The sequence below is a fragment of the Aeromonas molluscorum genome, assembly GCF_051376105.1.
GTDB lineage: Bacteria > Pseudomonadota > Gammaproteobacteria > Enterobacterales > Aeromonadaceae > Aeromonas > Aeromonas molluscorum.
Genome location: NZ_JBPQCY010000001.1, coordinates 110,220 through 130,370 on the forward strand (window position 1 = coordinate 110,220; position 20,151 = coordinate 130,370).

Genomic DNA, 20,151 nt, shown 5'->3' on the forward strand with positions numbered 1-20,151 from the left:
TATGAACAAGTGCCTGCTGTTGCAAAAAAGCATGCTGCTGGGCCTGGCTGGTCTGCTGCTGGCCGGGTGCAGCTCGGTGCCCAAGGAGCTGGCCTACGAACCTCAGGCGGATCTGGTTGCCTACCAACCTGCCCTGAAGGGCCTGGATGGCAAGCCGGCCCGCTGGAGTGGTGTCATCGCCGCAGTGCATAATGAACAGGATCGCAGCCTGGTCGAGGTGGTTTATCTGCCTCTCAAGTCTAACGGTGTGCCCGAGCAGACCGAGCAGAGCCCTGGCCGCTTCCTGGCGGTGATGCAGGGCTTTGTCGATCCTACCCTCTATGCCAAGGGGCGCAGCCTGACGGTGCTCGGTATCCTGGACAAACCGGTTGAGAGCAAGATAGGCGATCACAAATATGAATTTTCGGTGATCAGGGTGAGCGGCAGCAAACTGTGGCCACCCATCAAAGAGGTGGAGGTGCGCTACATGGATCCCTACTTCAGCGACCCTTTCTACGATCCCTTCTGGCCACGTCGGCCAATGCGCCACTGGTGATGCAAGCCCATGGATGAGGGAGCCTTGATGGGCAATTTGATGAGAGAGGGGCAGTTACGGCTTGCCGATGGTCGCCTGGTTGCCTATCTGGAATCCGGCCAGCCTGGCCAGCCCCTGCTGTTGGCCTTGCATGGCTGGCTCGACAACGCGGCCAGCTTTTTGCCCCTTGCTCCCCATCTCGATGGCGTTCACTTGATCTGCGTTGATCTTCCGGGTCATGGTCATTCGGATCACAAATCTTCCTCCTATGTCTTCATTGACTGGCTAGACGATCTGCATCAGATCATTGTGGCGGGAGGCTGGCAACAGATCACGCTGCTCGGGCACTCTCTGGGTGCCTTGATCGTCTCGGCCTATGCCGGTGTCTTCCCGGAAAAGGTCACGCGGGTCATCATGCTGGAGGGGCTGGGACCGCTCAGCCAGCCCGATGATACCGTTCCCGAACAGATCCGGCGCGCCATTCTCAATCGTTCTCGCACCCGGGCGCGGGCGAGCCTGGGTTTTGCCAGCCTGGAGGAGGCGGTGGCGGCGCGCTGCAAGGTGGCCGACATCTCCCCCGAGGCGGCGCAGCTTATCTGTGAGCGGCAACTGGTTTCCCGCGCTGCCAGGCTGCATTGGCGCAGCGACCCCAGGTTGCGGGATCTGTCGCCCTTGCGCATGAGCGAGGGGCAGGCGAGGGTGCTGATGGCGGCCATCCCTTGCCCTGTGTTGTTCATTCAAGGGGTGCAGGGCTTCCCTCAGTTGACGGCACAATGGCAGGCCCGCCAGGGATGTTTCAATGACATTCAGCGGCAATGGGTGGCGGGCAATCACCATTTCCATATGGATAATCCCGTACAAACCGCCATTGCTATCGAAAAATTTTGTCAAATTCGCTAGAATCTCCCGCTTTCAATCTTTCAGGTTTGCTTCGTCCCTCACACTTCGCACTTGTTAAGTGGCTGTTAATTTCTATTGTCGTATGTAAAGATGTCCGGCATTAGAGCTTGAGCTCAAAACAAATGATTGAAAATGAACGTGGACAGGGATAGGGGCAACACAGTGAGCGCACAGGTGCGAGTTATGCATGAGCATAAAGATGAGCATGAGAACATCATGCCGCAGCAGTCCGATCTGACCACAGAGTCAGTCGATATGGATGAGCATGAGCAAGCCATGGTGCCGCCGCAGGCCGAGCCGACAGGCGCATCGGCCGAGAAAATTTGGCTAAAGCGCTATCCAGAGGGCGTGCCAGCCGAGATCAATCCCGATATCTACGGCTCCTTGGTCGAGATGTTTGAAGCCTCGGTGAACGAATTTGCCGACCAGCCCGCCTTCGTCAACATGGGCCAGACCATCACCTATCGCCGGCTCGAGGAGCAGTCCCGCGCCTTTGCTGCCTACCTGCAAAACGAACTGAAGCTGGAGAAGGGTGACAGGGTCGCGGTCATGATGCCGAACCTGTTGCAGTACCCCATCGCCGTGTTTGGCATACTGCGCGCCGGCATGATAGTGGTGAACGTCAACCCCCTCTATACCCCGCGCGAGCTCGAACACCAGCTCAAGGATTCGGGTACCAAGGCCATCGTCATCGTCTCCAACTTTGCCCATACCCTGGAGAAGGTGGTCTACGACACCCCCATCAAGCACGTGATCTTGACCCGGATGGGGGACAATCTGGGGCTGGCCAAGGGAACGCTAGTCAACTTCGTGGTGAAATACGTCAAGAAGCTGGTGCCGAAATACAATCTGCCCCATGCCAGTACCATGCGCCACGCCCTGGCCAAGGGCCGCTTCCTGCAGTACATCAAGCCCGAGATCCATGGGGAAGAGATCGCCTTCCTGCAATACACCGGCGGCACGACCGGTCTCTCCAAAGGAGCCATGCTGACCCACCGCAACATGATTGCCAACGTCGAGCAGTGCCTCGGGGTCTATGGCCCGGTGCTGCAGCGTGGCAAGGAGTTCGTGGTCACGGCCCTGCCGCTCTATCACGTCTTCGCGCTCACGGTGAACTGCCTGCTGTTCATGCGCCTCGGGGGTTACAACCTGCTCATTAGCAACCCGCGCGATATTCCGGGGTTTGTCAAAGAGATCAAAAAGTACCCCTTTACCTGCATCACAGGGGTCAACACCCTGTTCAATGCCCTGGTCAACAATGACGAGTTCCAGAGCATGGACTTCAGCAAGCTCACCCTGACCATAGGCGGCGGCATGGCGGTACAGCGGGCGGTGGCCGAGCAGTGGAAGACCATGACGGACACGCCGCTGCTGGAGGGCTATGGCCTGACCGAATGCTCACCCCTGGTCAGCGTCTGTCCTTACGATCTGACCGACTACAACGGCTCCATCGGCCTGCCGGTCTGCTCTACCGACATTCGTCTGGTGAATGATGCTGGCCAGCCTATCCATGCCCTGAATACACCGGGGGAGATGCAGGTACGCGGTCCCCAGGTGATGACAGGTTACTGGCAGCGTCCCGAGGCCACCGCCGAGGTGATGCAAGATGGCTGGCTCTGCACCGGGGACATAGCGGTGTGCGACGAGCAGGGTTTCTTCAAGATCGTCGATCGCAAGAAGGACATGATCCTGGTGTCGGGCTTCAACGTGTATCCCAACGAGATTGAAGACGTGGTGGCGCTCAATCCCAAGGTGCTGGAAGTGGCGGCGGTCGGTGTGCCTCACAAGGTGTCCGGCGAGCTGGTGAAAGTGTTTGTGGTCAGAAAGGATCCCAAGCTGACCGAGGAGGAAGTTATTGCCCATTGCCGTCAACATCTTACTGCCTATAAAGTGCCTAAGCTGGTAGAATTTCGCGACGAACTGCCCAAGACCAATGTGGGCAAGATCCTGCGCCGCGTGTTGCGCGACGAGGAAATCGCCAAGCAGTAACCTATCCTGGCCGATGCGAAACCGTGGGTCACACCACGGTTTTTTCGTTTGGGCCAACCGACAAGATGCAGGCAAAGATGCAATATCAACTCATTTCACAGCAAGCCGATCTGGAAGCCTACCTCGCCACTCTGGCCCAGGTGCCACTCGCCATCGATACCGAATTCGTGCGCACCCGCACCTACTATCCCCAACTTGGTCTCTTTCAAATCTTTGATGGTCATCAGCTGGCTTTGCTCGATCCCCTGACCCTGGATCTCAGCCCCCTGTGGGAGCGTCTGGGTCAGGATGGCCAGGTCTCCATCCTCCATGCCGCCGGGGAGGATCTCGAACTCATTCAGCACCAGGCTGGTCATCTGCCCAACCGCGTCCATGACACCCAGCTTGCCACTGCATTTCTGGGTTATGGGGTCTCCGTTGGGTTTGGCGCCCTGGCCAAGGATTTTCTCGGGGTGGAACTGGTCAAGGATCAGGCCCGCACCGACTGGCTGGCCCGCCCGCTGACCGAGCGCCAGCTCGAATACGCGGCGGCGGATGTGCTCTATCTGATGCCGCTCTATGACACAGTGATGGCCAAGCTGCACGAGAGCGGCAAGTTTGCCTGGTTCGAGGAGGAGTGCCAGAACCACTGTGCCCGCAGAAGCCAGGCGAGCGATCCCTATCAGGCTTATCTCGAGATCATCAATGGCTGGCAACTGGGCCGGCGCGAGCTGGCCATCTTGCGTGAGCTTGCAGCCTGGCGCCAGAAAGAGGCGGCCCGCCGCGATCTGGCCCTGAACTTCGTGGTCAAGGAGCTGCACCTGTTCAAGGTGGCCGAGCGCCGTCCGACCTCACTGCGCGAGCTCAACGAGCTGGAACTCTCGCCGATCGAGATCAAGATCCATGGCAAGCGGCTGCTCGACATAGTGGCGTCGGCCCAGCAGAGCGATCCCGAAGGGTGGCCGGAGCCCATCCGCCGTCTGGTGGATTATCCCCAGTACAAGGCGGAGCTCAAGCGAATCAAGGCCCTGGTGGAAGAGAAGGCCAAGGCCAGCAATATTCCCCCGGAGCTGGTGGCCAGCAAGAAGACCATCCACCAGTACTTTACCTGGAGCTGGCGCATGAGCGCAGAAGAGCGGGCGCGTGGGCCCAAGCCGATGCTGCTGCAAGGCTGGCGTCATGAGCTGGTCGGTCACCTGCTGGCCCAGTGATGGGGTAGCAGGCGCCGTGCTGGCGGAGCTTCTCCCGCCTTGACGGATAGAAAACGGGCCCCTGTTTTGGCAGGGGCCCGTTTTATTTGACGCTGATGGGGTGTGTCGTTCGAACTCTTTGGTCGATGCGACAGGCGGGGTTGGGACCCGCAGCGGGTTACAGCTCGTGGCCGTGGAAACCCTTGCGATAACGCAGCTCGCAGCGCGGGCAGCGTTGCAGCGTTGGATCTAGCTCCAACTGGGCCAGGGTAAGCGGCTCCTCGCAATCGGAGCAGAGTCCGAACAGCCCCAACTCTATCTGGCAGAGGGTCGCGTCGATCCGCTTGAGCGCCGTCACATTTTGTTCTACTTGCGGCAGATCCAGCCGGCTGGTCAGATCCACCAGTTGATCCCGTTCACAATGACTGGCCTGTTCGGCCCAGTCTCCCTGGCGGCTTGCCTTGAGCTGACCTATCAGCTCCTCTCTAATTCGTGCCCAGTCGGCGAGCAGGCGATCTCGCCAGCCCGCCAGCTGAGCTTGCGTCATTTCACACACAGATGCCCCCAACAGACGGTTATAGAGTGAGGGCAGTATAGGGAGTCGATAGGAGAGTCAAGATGACATGCGTCAAGTAAATGACGGGTTCTGCCCCTTTCCCGCCCGCAAGGCGCAGGCAGGAGAGGGGAATTACCTCCAAGGGAAGGGGGTTATGGGTGGCAGTCGCTCTCTTGCAGCAGACGGGAGCGGATCTCCTCTGCACTCTTGAGTATCCGGATGTCGGTGAACAAGAGATCGGCCTGGGGATATTCGCGCTTGAGGTAGGAGAACCACTGCTTGATGCGGCTCGGGTAGTAGTCTGCCTTCTCGCCGGCGAGATCCTGCTCCGTGTAGCTCACCATGAGCCGCAGGGCCTCGGCCCAGCTCATGTGAGCGCAGCCAGTCTTCATGACGTTGGCCAGATTGGGCAGGGAGATGGCGCCGCGACCCACCATCAGGCTGTCACAACCGGATACCTGGGCGCAGGTGAGGGCATCCTGCCTATCCCAGATCTCGCCGTTGGCGGTCACCGGAATGGGCAGGGCGCGGCGAATCGCATCCACATACTCCCAGTGGGCGGGGGGGCGATAGCCTTCCCGCTTGGTGCGGGCATGCACCGCCAGCTCATTGGCCCCGGCCTGATAGACCGCCTGGGCATTCTCCAGATAGAGCGCCTTGTCATCGTAACCCAACCTTATCTTGGCGCTGACCGGCAGATGGGCGGGCACCGCGTCGCGCACCGCCTTGACGATGCGATAGACGGCTTCCGGCTCCTTGAGCAGCACGGCCCCCCCCTTGCTCTTGTTGACCGTGGGAGCGGGGCAGCCGAAGTTGAGATCGACACCGGGGGAGCCAAGGTGCACGGCGCGCAGCGCATTCTCGGCCAACCAATCTGGATGCTGGCCCAGGAGCTGTACCCGTACCGGCGTGCCGGCGCGGGTCTTGCCTCCCTGCTTGAGCTCGGGGGCGAGCCGATGGAACACCTTGGCCGGCAGCAACTGATCCACCACGCGCACAAATTCGCTGACGCAGAGGTCATAGTCGTTGACCGAGGTGAGCACCTCCCGCATCAGGTGATCGAGCACGCCCTGCATGGGGGCCAAAATTACGCGCATAACCGGTTTTCCAAAGGCAAGGGCTGAAAAGGACGCCAGATTGTAGTGGCAACGCCTCCGGCTGTCAGCTTCGGCATGGTCATCGAGGCATCGGTGGCGCACAAAAACAGCAGCCAGGACAAGGCGGCCTTGCCGCGTCGTTGGTCTATCTGTGTCGGGGTCGGGTCTGCTAGGATAGCCCCTTGAGTCAAGATCCCATGGTAGCGAGGCGAGCGCGCATGAAATCCTGGTTGTTGTTTTGCCTGGGTTGGCTCAGTTTTGTGACTGGCCTGCTCGGTCTGGTATTGCCCCTGCTGCCTTGTACTCCCTTCATGTTGTTGGCAGCCGCCCTGTTTGCCCGCTCGTCACCGCGCTTTCATCACTGGCTGTTGCATCATCCCTGGTTTGGCCCGCCCATCAGGGACTGGCAGGATCACAGGGGCATTCGCCGGGATGCGCGGCGGCGCGCCATTATCTTCATCCTGATAAGCTTCTCGGTCTCGTTGGCCATCACCCCGATGATCTTGGTCCGCGGATTGTTGCTTGCCATCCTGGTGATACTGCTTGGCTGGTTAATGCGTCTGCCCGTGCTGGAGCCAGTTGCAATGAAGAAGTGAAGTGCCTAAGCTACTGCGGCAATAATGCTATGGAGTTGGCCTGTCGTTTTTGCACCCGTTGCACGATGGGCCTTTTTGTTTTCCCGAGGAACAGGTCTCAAGTACCGGACCCGGGTCAAAAAATAAGCGGTCATATAATGAATCCGGACATTCTGAAATTTATCGAAGCTAGCATCAAGACCATCCCCGACTATCCGAAGCCGGGCATCCTGTTTCGCGACATTACCAGCCTGATTGAGAACGCCGAGGCCTTCAAGGCCACCATCGATCTGCTGGCGGAACATTATCGCGATCAGGGGATCACCAAGATTGTCGGTACCGAGGCCCGCGGTTTCATCTTCGGTGCGCCAGTCGCGTTTGCCATGGGGCTGGGCTTTGTACCCGTTCGCAAACCGGGCAAGTTGCCCCGTGCCGTGATTGAAGAGTCCTATGCGCTGGAATACGGTACCGATACCCTGCAACTGCACACCGATGCCATCGTACCCGGTGACAAGGTGCTGGTCGTGGACGATCTGCTAGCCACCGGCGGCACCGTCGATGCGACCGTCAAACTTATCCGCCGTGCTGGCGGTGAGGTAGCCGACGCGGCCTTCATCATCTCCCTGCCGTCGCTGGGTGGCGATGCCCGCCTGACTGCGGCCGGTATCAAGGTGATCTCACTGGTCGAACTGGCCGGCGAGTAAGCGGCACTGGCCATGTGAGTGAAACAGGGAGCCGCGCCGAGTCGGGCTCCCTGTTTTTATGAGTGCCATGGGCATGAGTCCCGATGCCCATGTCGACAGGAACGATGGAAACAGACCGCCTGAACCCTGCCAGATAGGCTGCTCGTTCGGCTATCGGGTTGAATTTCAGTCAGTTATCCCAGGCTTTGCCGCAACTTGGCGCCATCGCCGTTACAGCCCCCTCGCCATTTGTGTTAGCATTCTGCCTCAATGCCTTGTCTTCCCTGCATCCAAAGGTTCTATGAGCTATCAGGTTCTGGCGCGTAAATGGCGCCCCCATACATTCGAGCAAGTGGTGGGCCAGCAACATGTGCTGACCGCCCTGACCAATGCCCTGGATCAGGGCCGCCTGCACCATGCCTATCTGCTGAGCGGTACTCGTGGCGTCGGCAAGACCACGATCGCCCGCATTCTGGCCAAGAGCCTCAATTGTGAACAAGGGATCAGCAGCACCCCTTGCGGCGTCTGCAGCACCTGCAAAGAGATTGATCAGGGCAACTTCGTCGATCTGCTGGAGATAGATGCGGCGTCGCGCACCAAGGTGGAAGACACCCGCGAACTGCTCGACAACGTGCAGTACCGCCCGGCCCGCGGCCGCTTCAAGGTCTACCTCATCGATGAGGTGCACATGTTGTCGCGCCACAGCTTCAATGCCTTGCTGAAAACCCTGGAAGAGCCGCCCCCCTATGTGAAGTTCCTGCTGGCCACCACGGATCCGCAGAAGCTGCCGATCACCATCCTCTCCCGTTGTTTGCAGTTCCATCTCAAGAGTCTGGATCAGAGCCAGATCGCCAAGCAGCTGGAGTGGGTGCTGGATCAGGAGGGGCAGCCGTTTGAACCTCATGCCTTGCTGGCCCTGGCCAAGGCGGCCGATGGCAGCATGCGCGATGCCCTCAGTCTGACCGATCAGGCGCTGGCCCACGGCAACGGCAGTGTGCTGCTCGACAGCGTACTGACCATGCTGGGCACCCTTGATCATCACCATCTGCACCAGCTGCTCGAGGCGGTCCTGCGTCAGGATGCGCCTGCCACCATGGCCAAAATCAGTGAAGTCGCCACCCTGGGGCCGGATTTCGATCAGCTGCACGCCGAGCTGGAAGCCTTGCTGCATCGCATCGCCATGGCGCAGTTGCTGCCTGCCAGCGTCCAGGAGCAGGGGGCGGATGCGGATGCCTTGCTGCAACTGGCCGGGGCCATGAGTCCGGAAGAGGTGCAACTCTGCTACCAGATAGTGCTGGGAGGGCGCAAGGACTTGCCCTGGGCACCTGATGGTCGCACAGCCCTTGAGATGACTTGCCTGCGCATGCTGGCCTTCTCGCCGCGCAGAGCCCAGCTCCACCCGGCGAGCCTGGGTGCCTTGCCGAACCCGGCGGGGCAGGGGGCCGCCCCCCTGGGGTTGGGAAAGCCCCAGGGGTCGGCCACGTCGTCAGCGCTAACACCCCAGGGCACTGAACCTGCATCTGCTCCGCGGGTTGTTCCCACGCCGGCTCCCCAGGCTGAACGGGTAGCCCTTCAATCCGGGGCCGGGGTGGTGAACAGCCAGAACGGCGTCGCCGGTGAGACTGAGAAGGCCCCGGATCTTGCGCCGGCCCCGGTTTCGGCGTCACTCTCCGAGCCAAATGACGATGAGTTGCTTGAACCTGGACTCTCCCCGCTCTTTGCCGAACAGGAGGCGTTGCTGCAGGCCGCGGATCAGATGGGCTATCAGCCACATCCGGCCCCTGTGGGCGAGCGCCAGCCCTCTGGTTCCGATGCTGCCAGCCCCGCAGAGCTGCTAACCAGCCAGCACATTGCCGAGGAGATGGCCGAGCCTGTGGAGGCTCATCCCGTCGCCGCTCAAGGATCAGCGACGGCTCCAGAGGAGACAAGTGGCAGTGGCGGCGGCATCATGAGCCTGCTTGGTACGCGCAACATGCTGCGCAGTCGCCTGCGTGCCTCTGATGCGGATGCCGCGCCGCGCTCCACTGCGAGAGCGCAAAGTGGTCCCCGGCCCGGGGCCGGGCAGGCGGCTGTGTCCGCTGCCCCATCCGCCGCCAGTCAACCGGCGGCCGCTTCCCAGGCCGGGCCTGCGTCTGTCCAGGCTGCCATGGTGTCGCCTGCTTCTTCTTTCCCGGGCGACTGGTCCTACGATACGCAGCCTGATCATGATGAAGAGGAAGACAATCAGCGGGATTATCAAGAGTATCTGGCCCAGGGGGCGCAAGCTGTGGCCACGCCTCCGAGCCGCGCCGACAGCACCAACACGGCTCGCGCTGCCAGTGTGAGCTTGGGCGACGCTCTGCCGCCCTGGGATCCGCAAGGCCCCTCGACCGGTATCCAGCAACCCATCGCTCATGCTGCTGTCGGTGCATCGCCGCCCAACGGGGCCCAGCCAGCCAGCTTGCCTGTCGCTCAGGGAGCCCTGGCTTCGGTCGATGGGCTGCAGGTCCAGGATGAGGTGGCTGCGCCCCCTGTGCTTGAAACCATAGATTGGGACTCCATTGAGAGTGATCAGGCCCAGGAAGCACCGGGAGACGAACCTGGTCGGCTCATCCCCGCGACCTTGCTCGACAACTGCGGCGATCCCTGGAGCGAGCTGATTGCGCGCACTCGAGTGGGGGGGCGTTTGCGTCAGCTCGCCATCAATGGGGTGATGGTGCAAGCGGGGTCGCGGGTTCTGTTGACCCTCAAGCCCGAGCAGCGCCACCTGGTCAGCGATCGGGCCCTGATGGAGCTTGCCGCCATCATAGGTCCGGAGCTCGGTGGCGAAGTGCAAGTCGAGGTGACCCTGGGCACGGTTCCTGACCAGGAGACGCCCCTTGAGATAGAGCAGCGCCTCTATCTTGGGGTGCGCGAGCAGGTGAAACGGGATCTGGAGCAGGATCCCAATATACAGTTTTTACGTCAGCGGTTTGGTGCGGAGCTTCATATGGACAGTATCGAGCCCCTCAATCGCTGAATATGGTGCGGGGGGCCTGACTCCCCGCTTGAAATGCCGCTCGGCCGTCCCCATCTAGGACAGACGAGCCTAACGCCCGGCCAGGTCGCCGGATTTCAACGCGAGAGACGACATATGTTTGGTAAAGGTGGAATGGGTAACCTGATGAAACAGGCCCAGCAGATGCAAGAGCGCATGCAGAAGATGCAAGAGCAGCTGGCCCTGCTGGAAGTGACAGGGGAAGCGGGCGCTGGCATGGTCAAGGTCACCATGACCGGCAGCCATAGCGTACGCCGCATCGAGATTGACCCTTCCTTGATGGAAGATGACAAGGAGCTGCTGGAAGATCTGGTTGCGGCCGCCTGTAACGACGCCGTACGCCGGGTCGAAGAGCAGAACAAGAGCAAGATGGGCGAGATCACCGGCGGCATGCAACTGCCTCCTGGTATGAAGCTGCCGTTCTAAGGTAGTCGCCAATTGAGTAAGAAGAGGGGCCTTGAGCCCCTCTTTCGTTGCGCAGATCCTGCCATGATGGCGGGTGCTATTTTTGGCAAGGTCGTTACAATGACGCCCTCTTTTCGCCTCCCGACCCCGAGACTCCTGTGCTGGCCCAACGTTTTAAACGCCTCGATCACCTGCTGACTGCTTCCCGTTCCTGGTGGCAATATCAGCCCTATCACCATCTGACCCTGGCCTTTGCCGGGCAGGCCCCCGATCTGGCCGCCTTGCTCAATGGCCTGAGTCTAGGGGAGATCAATCGGCTCGATGGAGACATGGCGGCACTGGCCACGCTGTTGGCACCCTGGATCCCGGGTGGAGCCGAGTTGCATGACTTGAGCGAGCTGGTGAAATTCGAACCCGAGCCCATCGATTGTGGCAAGGGGATGGCACTGCACATGCCGGGACGGAAGCAGGCGCAGATAGAAGCCTTCACCGGCTGTCTGCCCGCCCATCAGGGCCCCTATCTGGAGTGGTGTGCCGGCAAGGGCCACTTGGGTAGGCTGGTCTCGGTGCATCGCAGTGCCGAGATAACCAGCCTGGAGCTGCAGGGCCAGCTGTGTGAGGCGGGCCGGGTGCTGGCGATGCGCGATGGCGCCCGGATGCACTTCATCGAGGCCGATGCTTTCGCTGTCGAGTCGGCTGCGCTCATTGCCCCAGAACATCACGCCATGGCGCTGCATGCCTGTGGCGAGCTGCACACCCACCTGCTGGAGGGCGTGGTCGAGCGCGGTGCCAGCGGTGTCTCCATCTCACCTTGCTGCTATCACCTGATCCGGGGCAGCGATTATCGCCCCCTCTCGCAAGCCGCCCAGCATAGCGCCCTAAGACTGGCCAAGGCCGATTTGCGCCTGCCGCTGCAAGAGACGGTCACCAGCGGTGCCCGCATCGCCCGGTTGCGTGAACTGGAAGTGGTGTGGCGGCTGGGCTTTGACTGCCTGCAACGCCAGGTGCGTGGTGTGGATAAGTATCTGCCGGTGCCAAACATCCAGAAGAGCCTGCTGGCCGACAGCTTCGAGGCCTTCTGCCGCTGGGCCGCCGAACGCAAGGGCATAGTGCTGCCGGAGGCCATCAACTACCCTGATTTCCTCGGCCAGGGGGAGGCACGTTATGGGGATGTTGCCCGCATGGAGCTGGTTCGCCACCTGTTTCGGCGCCCGCTCGAGATCTGGCTCGCCCTGGATCGCGCCCTCTTCTTGCAAGAGCGTGGCTACAGGGTTGAAGTGGGGGAATTCTGCGCCAAACCCATGACGCCGCGCAACATCCTGATCCGCGCGGTGCGTTCTTGATCGTTGATGGCGGTTCCTGAACTGACTGCCAACCCCCAATCTCCCTGGGATTTCATCCTAAATGAGGGCTGCTTCTGGATTGCCCTCATCACCATGATCCACCGTTTTATCCCTTTTGTGATCACACAAACCATCTGCTGTCAGGCAGGATCCGGGAGGGGGGCGCCAGCGCAATGGACTGGAAGGCGTGGTCGGGAGCATGGGGGCGTATCGTAGAGTGAAATGGCTCACACATTGGCAACCTTTCTTAATTTTCCCTGTAAATTTAGTTGTTGGGCAGCCTATGCTCTGGGTGAAATTTCACCCAGAGACAAGGATTGTTACCCATGTTGAAGCTCAAGCATTGTGCAGGGTTAGTGGCTGCGGCCTGTGCCTTCCCAAGTCATGCCGTCATGAATATCCAGCCCGATCCTGACAATGCGGGGGGCTACGTGATTGCCGCCGCCGACGTGGCGGCGGCGGCACAGGCCAAGACGGCCAATCCCATGTACGCACTCTGGTCCCAAGCGCTGGCCACCCGCTCCAACACTGTGGTGGAGGCGATTTTCCCACGAGATGCGAGCAATCCCGATAACGTCAAACGGGTCGAGCGTGTGTTCCCCGAGTCCGAATGGGATTTTCTGACCCAGATGGCGGCACCGGAATACAGCTATCTTCGCTTCTTGCGGGCGGTTGGCAAGTTCCCGGCTTTTTGCGGTGAATACACGGATGGCCGCAATGCGGATGCGATCTGCAAGAAATCCATCATCACCGCCTTCGCCCACTTCTCCCAGGAGACGGGAGGCCATATCGCCAAGGAGAACGTCTCCGACAACCCTCAGGCTTTGGAGGAGTGGCAGCAGGCCCTGGTCCATGTGCGCGAAATGGGCTGGTCCGAGGGGCAACTCGGCTATACCACGGGCTGTGGCCAGGATGACTGGCAAAACAGGAAATGGCCTTGCGCCACCGGTCAGGGCTACTTCGGCAGGGGCGCCAAACAGCTCTCATATCACTTCAACTATGGCGCCTTCTCCGAGGTGATGTTTGATGGCGATGCCTCGGTGCTGCTCAACAACCCGGGGCTGGTTGCCGACTCCTGGCTGAATCTGGCCTCCGCCATCTGGTTTTTCCTCACCCCGCAAGCCCCCAAACCGGCCATGCTGCATGTGATCGATCGCACTTGGGTACCCTCGCAACGCGAGCAGGATGCGGGAATTGGCTACGGCTTTGGAACCACCATCAATGTCATCAATGGCGGCATAGAGTGCGGCGAGCAGAACAAGACGAAAGGCCAGCCGGTCAACCGCATCCGCTATTGGGAAGGGTTGGCTGCCCATTACCAGATCCCGGTGCCGAGTGATGAGAAGAATACCTGCTGGCAGCAGACCCCCTATGGCAGCCTGAACCTCAATGGCGCCACCGATGTGCTCTATACCAACTGGGATGGCAACTGGAAATATTACGCGGACAGACCGGGCGGCTACTCATTCGAGTGTGAGCTGGTCGGTTTTCAGACAGCCTACTCTGCCCTTGTACCGGGGGATTACCAGAAATGCGTGACCAACTTTTATGGCTCCCATGCCGGTTGGCCCAAGGTGCGCATAGTGAGCGAGCTGGCCCCCCTTCCGACAGACCCCACCACGCCACCGGTTGGCGGTGTGCCCGCCTGGGGTGCCGCCAAGGTCTATAACGCCGGTGACAAGGTGAGTCATCAGGGGGTCACTTATCAGGCGAAGTGGTGGACGCAAGGGGATGAGCCGAGCAAAGGCGGCCCATGGGCGTCTGTGCCTGCCAGCTAAGGGATTAGGTTTCCAGATGAAATAGCATGAGGGAGGCACTAGTCTCCCTCTATCGATTGGTCGGCATGGCCATCACAATGGCGTGCGGGTTGGCTATGGGGTTCCCGCTTGTCAAAAGGGCCATGGCTTGCCAAGGCGTGGCCCGGCTTGCGTTCGCATATTCAAGGTAGCAAAGGGGCAATGTGGCACCGTCTGGTCAGTGGTGATGCAGAGCGTTGCGTGGTAAAGGACATAGGATGTCGGCAATGGGCCGGCCCCGAAGGCAGTTCATGGAGGTTTTATGCAAGGACGTTGTCTGTGTGGCGGAATAGCCGTTTCGAGCGACGAACAGCAGGAAGTCAGCTTGTGCCACTGCGCCATGTGCCGGCGCTGGTCAGGGGGGCCGATGTTCGCGGTACATGGCGGCACTGGCGTCACATTCAAGGGGCTGACTCCCGTCGCTTATCGCTCATCCGAGTGGGCGGAGCGCGGCTTCTGCCCGACCTGTGGCACCCACCTTTTCTATCATCTGTTGCCCACCGGGGAATACATACTGCCCGCCGGTCTATTCCAGGAGCAGAGCTTTGAGCTGACCTGCCAGATCTTCATCGACGAAAAACCGGGCTTCTACGCACTGAAAAACGACACGCCGACCCTCACCGGGCAAGAGGTATTCGAGCAGTTTGCTCCCAAGGCCTGAGGCACCGACTCGTTGATATGAACAAGCCGCAGGGGCGGCGCCATGATCCAAGGAGGACAAGATGGATGAACAGCACAAGACGAAGGGGCCAGCTTCTTATTTCCCGGCCATCGAGCAGAGATATGGCCAACCGGTCAGCCATTGGTTGGCCTTGCTGGCCGGACGGGATGAGAAGCAGCACATGGCCCTGGTGGCCTGGCTCAAAACCGAGCACGGCCTGGGTCATGGTCATGCCAATGCATTGGTGGCGCACTACCTGGCGCAAGGATAGCGCGCTCCCTATCCCTGCTGGGCGGTGTCAATCAGGGCTTGGCGGGCGCCCCCTGTCTCATCGCTATCCTGCATCCCCCGACGTCATCAGGCATCGGGGCGTCATTTATCCGAAGGCCGCTGGTGAGGGTTTGTCTATCAACGAGGGCTGAGCTGGGGATATATGATGGCTTGAAATGGGACAGGAGCCCCGAACATCAGGGCCATTTGCAAAGGGCAGGGGCGCGGCTTTACTCTTCAATCTCCAGCAACACCAGAATGGCGCTGTCACCACCCCACTCCCGGGGGGCCTGATGGAAGGCGCGCACATTGGGGTGCTGGGCCAGCCAGCTTGGGATGCGCTGCTTGAGAATGTGTTTGCCGATACCGTGCATGACGGAGGCGACATGTATGTTCTCTTTTTGGCACAGGCTGAGCAGGGCGGCGAGCTCTTGCTTGGCCTGATTCTGATTCATGCCATGCAAGTCCAGGTAGATCTCCGGCGGATAGAGGCCGCGCTTGAGCTTTTTCAGCTCAAATTTCGACACATCTTCGCGCACATATCGAGTCGGCCCCTCTTCGTCCAGATGGGGCTGATATTCATCGCTGAAAAAGTGGCCAACCCCAAGCATTTCGCGGCTCTCACGCATTTCGCGTTTCTGCTTGACCGGGCGCAACTCGGCCCTTAAGGTATCTTGCTTGATTTTCCGGGTACCTTTTATCGCATCGCGGAACAGCTGGCTTTCATCGTCTGTCAGTGAAGGCGTTTTTTTCATCAGGTACTCGTCTTGCTCGCTATATAAGAATGCTCGGGCCGGATATTACTCGACTTGGAGGTGGATTTGGACAAGATATTTATCGACGAGGTGGTTGCCGAAATGCACACCATCCAGGACATGTTGCGCTGGGCTATGAGTCGTTTCAACGACGCCGGTATCTTCTACGGTCATGGCACGGACAACGCCTGGGATGAAGCCGTGCAGCTGGTACTGCCTGCGTTGCATCTGCCGCCGGACGTGGATCCGGGCATGCGCCACTCCCGTCTGACCCCGACCGAGCGCCATCGCATCGCCGAGCTCATTATCCGCCGGGTGCAGGAGCGGGTGCCAGCGGCCTACCTGACCAACAAGGCCTGGTATGCCGGTTGGGAGTTCTACGTGGATGAGCGGGTATTGATCCCGCGCTCTCCCATCTCCGAGCTGGTGGCCAATCGTTTCGAGCCCTTCTTGAAAGAAGAGCCGACCCGGATCATGGATCTTTGCACAGGTTCCGGCTGCATCGCCATCATCATGGCCCACGAGTTCCCCCATGCGGAAGTGGATGCCATCGACATCAGCGTCGAGGCCCTCAATGTGGCCGAGCGCAATATCTCCGATCATGGCCTCGAGCAGCAGGTCATCCCGATCCGCTCCGACCTGTTCCGGGACTTGCCGGCCGGTGACAAGTACGATCTCATCGTCTCCAACCCGCCTTATGTCGACTCCGAAGACATGTCGGATCTGCCGGACGAGTTCCGTCATGAGCCCGAGCTGGCGCTGGCCTCTGGCTCCGATGGCCTCAAGCTGACCAAGCGTCTGCTGGCCCATGCCGCCGATTTCCTCAAAGACAATGGCGTGCTGGTGGTCGAGGTGGGCAACAGCATGATCCATCTGGAGAACCAGTTCCCCGAGGTGCCTTTTACCTGGGTCGAGTTCGAAAATGGCGGCCATGGCGTCTTCGTGATGACCAAGGCTGAGCTTGAGCAATACCAGCCTCATTTCGCGATTTACAAGAACTAAGGAGCACAGATGGCAGGGAACAGTTTTGGCCAACTCTTTCGGGTCTCCACCTTCGGTGAGAGCCATGGCCCGGCGCTGGGCGCCGTGGTCGATGGCTGCCCGCCCGGGCTTGAGATAAGCGAAGCGGATCTGCAAATCGATCTGGACAGGCGTAAGCCTGGCACCTCCCGCTACACCACCCAGCGCCGCGAAGCGGACGAGGTGAAGATCCTCGCCGGGGTGTTCGAGGGCAAGACCACGGGGACTTCCATCGGTCTGCTGATCGAGAACACCGATCAGCGCTCCAAGGATTACTCGGATATCCAGGACCTGTTCCGCCCGGGTCATGCCGACTACACCTATCACCAGAAGTTCGGCCAGCGCGACTACCGCGGCGGCGGCCGCTCCTCGGCCCGCGAGACCGCCATGCGGGTCGCGGCTGGCGCCATTGCCAAAAAGTACCTCAAGCAGATGCATGGCATCGAGATCATCGGCTTTCTCTCCCAGCTCGGCCCCATCAAGGCCGAGGCCTTCGATCGGGAGCAGATAGAGCAAAACCCCTTCTTCTTCCCGGATGCGGGCAAGCTCGAGGCCCTTGATGAGTACATGCGTGCCCTGAAAAAAGAGGGCAACAGCATAGGCGCCAAGGTGCAGGTGTTGGCGACCAATGTCCCGGTGGGCCTCGGCGAGCCGGTGTTCGACCGGCTCGATGCCGACATCGCCCATGCCATGATGGGCATCAATGCGGTGAAAGGGGTCGAGATCGGCGACGGTTTTGCGGTGGTGGAGCAAAAAGGCTCCGAGCATCGCGACGAGATGACCCCGACCGGTTTTGCCAGCAACCATGCGGGTGGCATCCTTGGTGGCATCTCGTCAGGTCAGGAGATAGTGGTGAGCATGGCGCTCAAACCTACCTCCAGCATCACTGTGCCGGGCAAAACCATCAATACTCGCGGCGAGGCCACAGAGATGATCACCAAGGGTCGCCACGATCCTTGTGTTGGCATCCGCGCTGTGCCCATCGCCGAGGCCATGCTGGCCCTGGTGCTGATGGATCACCTGCTGCGCCACCGCGCCCAGAACGCCGGTGTCCATACCGCGACCCCGCAACTGCGCTGATGCAAGTGGCAGTCGATGCGAAACAGGCAGCCTTGGCTGCCTGTTTTTTTGGGCTGTTGACGAGGACCGGAGTCCATGGCCGGTTGGGGGCCGCGGCGAGGCGTACATCGGCCATCAGATGCCCATGCGTTGCAGGACAAACATCGACGCGCACCCTCAACAGGGTGACAGAGCCGCAGACTTAGCGGCCGATGTGATTGGCTCCATTTTTTAATCATGTTGCGATAGTTGTCACATTTCTCTCGTCTCGGGACGTCAACTCCGCTAGACTGCGGCCTCTATTCTTTCCCCTTTGCTCTGCTCCCCGGGGAAAATCGTTGTTTTCTCAATAGGCCCAGTTCTTGTGAGATGGCATCGGCTCGGCAGAGGAGCCCCACCACAAATCCCCGGCGCCCCAAATCCCTAGCAGGTAACTATGAGTTTTACTTCCCTCGGTCTGGCCGAGCCTTTGCTCCGTGCCGTTGCCGAACAAGGCTACGACACCCCGTCCCCCATTCAGCTGCAAGCGATCCCGGCCGTACTGGCTGGCCGTGACCTGATGGCGGCGGCCCAAACCGGGACCGGCAAGACCGCAGGCTTTACCCTGCCGATGCTGCAACGTCTGACCGAGAGCAAGCGCAAAGTGTCGCCGAACCGGATCCGCGCCCTGGTGCTGACCCCGACTCGCGAACTTGCCGCCCAGGTGGGCGAGAGCGTGCGCAACTACGGCAAGCACTTGCCGATCCGTAGCCACGTCGTCTTTGGTGGCGTCAGCATCAACCCGCAGATGATGGCGACTCGCCGTGGTCTGGACGTGCTGGTTGCCTGCCCGGGTCGCCTGATGGATCTCTACAATCAGGGCGCCGTGCGTTTTGATGAAGTCGAGATACTGGTGCTGGACGAAGCGGACCGCATGCTCGACATGGGCTTCATCCGTGACATCCGCAAGATCCTGGCCCTGATGCCCAAGCAGCGTCAGAACCTGTTGTTCTCCGCGACCTTCGCCGAAGAGATCCGCGAGCTGGCCACCGGCCTGCTCAACAACCCGGCTGTCATCGAAGTGGCACCGCGCAACAGCACCGCCGAGCGTATCGAGCAGCTGGTTCACCCCTGCGACAAGGCCAACAAAATTGGTCTGCTGAGCCACCTGGTCACCAGCAACGATTGGCAGCAGGTATTGGTATTCACCCGTACCAAGCACATGGCCAACCGTGTCGCCGAGACCCTGGACAAGAACGGCGTCAGCGCCGCCGCCATCCATGGCAACAAGAGCCAGGGCGCCCGTACCCGTGCCCTGGCCGGTTTCAAGGATGGCAACGTCAAGGTGCTGGTTGCGACCGACATCGCCGCCCGTGGTCTGGACATCGACAAGTTGCCGCAAGTGGTCAACTTCGAGCTGCCCAACGTGGCGGAAGACTATGTGCACCGTATCGGCCGTACTGGCCGTGCTGGCGCCACCGGTCACGCCATCTCCCTGGTTGCTGCTGATGAAGGCAAGCTCATCAAGGCCATCGAGCGTCTGACCAAGCAGAACATTCCCTGCGAGCAGGTTGCCGGTTTTGAAGCCTCCCGCGAGACCCTCGACAACATCGCCCGTGGCATTGGCGCGCCGCTGCGCAAAGAGCCGCGCGATCCGAGCGAAGAGCGCCGTGCGCCGCGTCCTCAGCAGCGTCAAGGCGCCGGTCGTTCCGGCAATGGCGGTGGTCGCTCCGGCGGTGCCAGCACCGGCAGCAGTGGCAAGCCCAAGCCGCAGGGCGGACAACGTCCGGCCGATGGTGCAGGCAAACCGGCCCAGGCTCGTCGCCCCCGTCGCGCCAGCCACAACCAGTAAATGGGTGAGGAGATCCCTCCCTAGCTCACAGGTTGATATAAAAAGCCCTGCCAATCTGGCGGGGCTTTTTTGTATTTGCGGTTCATCGGGGCCTAGAGTTTCAGCCTAGGCTCGGCATGGTTTGCATGTTGCTTCAGATGGGGGCTTATCCGCTTCATGCGCCGCTGCCTGCAAAATGTCCTGAGTGCGCCGAAGAGGGCGAGCAGTATCCCCATGAAAATGAACAGGTAGCCGATGGGCAGCAGGCCGAACGGCTCATGCAGGTAACCCTGGCTGTCCACGAATGAGCCAAGCAGGTGAAAGGTGATGAGGGAGCTTACACCGAGTGCCGTGAACAGCGCCGCCAGTTTCATCATCATATTCTCTCGTGGTCCTGGAAGAGGCGCCAGCCTGTCATGGCCGAGTGAAGGGAGTGTGAAGCGGGACTGAAGAGCGGCGCCCCAATAGGCAATTCGCTTGATACGCCATCCTGGCCTGAGCCCGCCTTGTCTGTCCCCGCATCATGCCGGACA

Annotated in this window: 19 protein-coding genes; 15 read left to right on the forward strand and 4 right to left on the reverse strand. The window is 60.4% G+C overall.

Annotated features, from left to right (window positions below; translation table 11 throughout):
• Window position 1: 1 nt before the first annotated feature.
• From ACSMDR_RS00495 to rnd, 4 genes are all read left to right on the forward strand, one after another.
• The gene (locus tag ACSMDR_RS00495; RefSeq protein ID WP_436466651.1) at window positions 2-535 is read left to right on the forward strand and encodes a Slp family lipoprotein; all 534 of its coding nucleotides are present in this window, start codon (window positions 2-4) and stop codon (window positions 533-535) included.
• Window positions 536-562: 27 nt separating this feature from the next.
• A complete protein-coding gene (locus ACSMDR_RS00500) occupies window positions 563-1,414 on the forward strand; it encodes an alpha/beta fold hydrolase (protein WP_436466652.1) in 852 nt (283 codons plus the stop codon).
• 276 nt (window positions 1,415-1,690) lie between these two features.
• Complete coding sequence (gene fadD, locus ACSMDR_RS00505; protein WP_436468160.1) at window positions 1,691-3,403, forward strand: long-chain-fatty-acid--CoA ligase FadD; 1,713 nt, start codon at window positions 1,691-1,693, stop codon at window positions 3,401-3,403.
• 77 nt (window positions 3,404-3,480) lie between these two features.
• Window positions 3,481-4,593 carry a ribonuclease D gene (gene rnd, locus ACSMDR_RS00510; protein WP_005898828.1) on the forward strand — a complete coding sequence of 371 codons (1,113 nt, stop codon included), beginning with the start codon at window positions 3,481-3,483 and terminating at the stop codon, window positions 4,591-4,593.
• Window positions 4,594-4,750: 157 nt separating this feature from the next.
• Here rnd and ACSMDR_RS00515 read toward each other — a convergent pair whose 3' ends face one another.
• Complete coding sequence (locus ACSMDR_RS00515; RefSeq protein WP_005898827.1) at window positions 4,751-5,119, reverse strand: hypothetical protein; 369 nt, start codon at window positions 5,117-5,119, stop codon at window positions 4,751-4,753.
• Between the two features lie 161 nt (window positions 5,120-5,280).
• Window positions 5,281-6,225: a tRNA dihydrouridine(16) synthase DusC gene (dusC, locus tag ACSMDR_RS00520; RefSeq protein WP_436466653.1), complete on the reverse strand. Its 945-nt coding sequence runs from the start codon at window positions 6,223-6,225 to the stop codon at window positions 5,281-5,283.
• A gap of 218 nt (window positions 6,226-6,443) precedes the next feature.
• On the opposite strand from dusC, the gene ACSMDR_RS00525 reads away from it, so the two are divergent.
• The 8 genes from ACSMDR_RS00525 (at window position 6,444) to ACSMDR_RS00560 (ending at window position 14,975) form a co-directional block, all read left to right on the forward strand.
• Entirely contained in the window at window positions 6,444-6,821 is a 378-nt protein-coding gene (locus ACSMDR_RS00525) for a YbaN family protein (protein ID WP_436466654.1), read from the forward strand.
• Between the two features lie 137 nt (window positions 6,822-6,958).
• Entirely contained in the window at window positions 6,959-7,504 is a 546-nt protein-coding gene (apt, locus tag ACSMDR_RS00530; protein WP_005898825.1) for an adenine phosphoribosyltransferase, read from the forward strand.
• Window positions 7,505-7,784: 280 nt separating this feature from the next.
• Window positions 7,785-10,481, forward strand: a complete 2,697-nt coding sequence (dnaX, locus tag ACSMDR_RS00535) for a DNA polymerase III subunit gamma/tau (RefSeq protein WP_436466655.1) — start codon at window positions 7,785-7,787, stop codon at window positions 10,479-10,481.
• A 114-nt stretch (window positions 10,482-10,595) separates the two neighbouring features.
• Window positions 10,596-10,925 (forward strand): YbaB/EbfC family nucleoid-associated protein, encoded by a 330-nt coding sequence (locus tag ACSMDR_RS00540; RefSeq protein WP_005898824.1) that lies wholly within the window; start codon window positions 10,596-10,598, stop codon window positions 10,923-10,925.
• A 137-nt stretch (window positions 10,926-11,062) separates the two neighbouring features.
• Window positions 11,063-12,247, forward strand: coding sequence for a methyltransferase (locus ACSMDR_RS00545; protein ID WP_436466656.1), 1,185 nt, complete (start codon window positions 11,063-11,065; stop codon window positions 12,245-12,247).
• A 326-nt stretch (window positions 12,248-12,573) separates the two neighbouring features.
• Window positions 12,574-14,025 carry a chitinase gene (locus ACSMDR_RS00550; RefSeq protein ID WP_436466657.1) on the forward strand — a complete coding sequence of 484 codons (1,452 nt, stop codon included), beginning with the start codon at window positions 12,574-12,576 and terminating at the stop codon, window positions 14,023-14,025.
• Between the two features lie 280 nt (window positions 14,026-14,305).
• Window positions 14,306-14,704: a GFA family protein gene (locus tag ACSMDR_RS00555; RefSeq protein ID WP_040319047.1), complete on the forward strand. Its 399-nt coding sequence runs from the start codon at window positions 14,306-14,308 to the stop codon at window positions 14,702-14,704.
• A 61-nt stretch (window positions 14,705-14,765) separates the two neighbouring features.
• A complete protein-coding gene (locus ACSMDR_RS00560) occupies window positions 14,766-14,975 on the forward strand; it encodes a DUF4287 domain-containing protein (protein WP_436466658.1) in 210 nt (69 codons plus the stop codon).
• Between the two features lie 229 nt (window positions 14,976-15,204).
• Here the strand turns inward: ACSMDR_RS00560 and smrB are convergent, their stop codons facing one another.
• On the reverse strand, window positions 15,205-15,729 hold the full coding sequence (smrB, locus tag ACSMDR_RS00565) for an endonuclease SmrB (RefSeq protein ID WP_005898819.1): 525 nt from the start codon (window positions 15,727-15,729) through the stop codon (window positions 15,205-15,207).
• A 66-nt stretch (window positions 15,730-15,795) separates the two neighbouring features.
• On the opposite strand from smrB, the gene prmB reads away from it, so the two are divergent.
• From prmB to ACSMDR_RS00580, 3 genes are all read left to right on the forward strand, one after another.
• Window positions 15,796-16,731, forward strand: coding sequence for a 50S ribosomal protein L3 N(5)-glutamine methyltransferase (gene prmB, locus ACSMDR_RS00570; protein ID WP_005898818.1), 936 nt, complete (start codon window positions 15,796-15,798; stop codon window positions 16,729-16,731).
• A 9-nt stretch (window positions 16,732-16,740) separates the two neighbouring features.
• Window positions 16,741-17,829 (forward strand): chorismate synthase, encoded by a 1,089-nt coding sequence (gene aroC / locus ACSMDR_RS00575; RefSeq protein WP_436466659.1) that lies wholly within the window; start codon window positions 16,741-16,743, stop codon window positions 17,827-17,829.
• 415 nt (window positions 17,830-18,244) lie between these two features.
• A complete protein-coding gene (locus ACSMDR_RS00580; protein ID WP_436466660.1) occupies window positions 18,245-19,639 on the forward strand; it encodes a DEAD/DEAH box helicase in 1,395 nt (464 codons plus the stop codon).
• A gap of 92 nt (window positions 19,640-19,731) precedes the next feature.
• Here the strand turns inward: ACSMDR_RS00580 and ACSMDR_RS00585 are convergent, their stop codons facing one another.
• Window positions 19,732-19,998, reverse strand: coding sequence for a DUF3955 domain-containing protein (locus ACSMDR_RS00585; protein ID WP_436466661.1), 267 nt, complete (start codon window positions 19,996-19,998; stop codon window positions 19,732-19,734).
• Between the last annotated feature and the right edge of the window lie 153 nt (window positions 19,999-20,151).

Excerpts from the sequence above, each read along its gene's own strand:
- ACSMDR_RS00495 (WP_436466651.1), top strand. The coding sequence starts at position 2 with ATGAACAAGTGCCTGCTGTTGCAAAAAAGCATGCTGCTGGGCCTGGCT.
- ACSMDR_RS00500 (WP_436466652.1), top strand. The coding sequence starts at position 563 with ATGGGCAATTTGATGAGAGAGGGGCAGTTACGGCTTGCCGATGGTCGC.
- fadD (WP_436468160.1), top strand. The coding sequence starts at position 1,691 with ATGGTGCCGCCGCAGGCCGAGCCGACAGGCGCATCGGCCGAGAAAATT.
- rnd (WP_005898828.1), top strand. The coding sequence starts at position 3,481 with ATGCAATATCAACTCATTTCACAGCAAGCCGATCTGGAAGCCTACCTC.
- ACSMDR_RS00515 (WP_005898827.1), bottom strand. The coding sequence starts at position 5,119 with ATGACGCAAGCTCAGCTGGCGGGCTGGCGAGATCGCCTGCTCGCCGAC.
- dusC (WP_436466653.1), bottom strand. The coding sequence starts at position 6,225 with ATGCGCGTAATTTTGGCCCCCATGCAGGGCGTGCTCGATCACCTGATG.
- ACSMDR_RS00525 (WP_436466654.1), top strand. The coding sequence starts at position 6,444 with ATGAAATCCTGGTTGTTGTTTTGCCTGGGTTGGCTCAGTTTTGTGACT.
- apt (WP_005898825.1), top strand. The coding sequence starts at position 6,959 with ATGAATCCGGACATTCTGAAATTTATCGAAGCTAGCATCAAGACCATC.
- dnaX (WP_436466655.1), top strand. The coding sequence starts at position 7,785 with ATGAGCTATCAGGTTCTGGCGCGTAAATGGCGCCCCCATACATTCGAG.
- ACSMDR_RS00540 (WP_005898824.1), top strand. The coding sequence starts at position 10,596 with ATGTTTGGTAAAGGTGGAATGGGTAACCTGATGAAACAGGCCCAGCAG.
- ACSMDR_RS00550 (WP_436466657.1), top strand. The coding sequence starts at position 12,574 with ATGTTGAAGCTCAAGCATTGTGCAGGGTTAGTGGCTGCGGCCTGTGCC.
- ACSMDR_RS00555 (WP_040319047.1), top strand. The coding sequence starts at position 14,306 with ATGCAAGGACGTTGTCTGTGTGGCGGAATAGCCGTTTCGAGCGACGAA.
- ACSMDR_RS00560 (WP_436466658.1), top strand. The coding sequence starts at position 14,766 with ATGGATGAACAGCACAAGACGAAGGGGCCAGCTTCTTATTTCCCGGCC.
- smrB (WP_005898819.1), bottom strand. The coding sequence starts at position 15,729 with ATGAAAAAAACGCCTTCACTGACAGACGATGAAAGCCAGCTGTTCCGC.
- aroC (WP_436466659.1), top strand. The coding sequence starts at position 16,741 with ATGGCAGGGAACAGTTTTGGCCAACTCTTTCGGGTCTCCACCTTCGGT.
- ACSMDR_RS00580 (WP_436466660.1), top strand. The coding sequence starts at position 18,245 with ATGAGTTTTACTTCCCTCGGTCTGGCCGAGCCTTTGCTCCGTGCCGTT.
- ACSMDR_RS00585 (WP_436466661.1), bottom strand. The coding sequence starts at position 19,998 with ATGATGATGAAACTGGCGGCGCTGTTCACGGCACTCGGTGTAAGCTCC.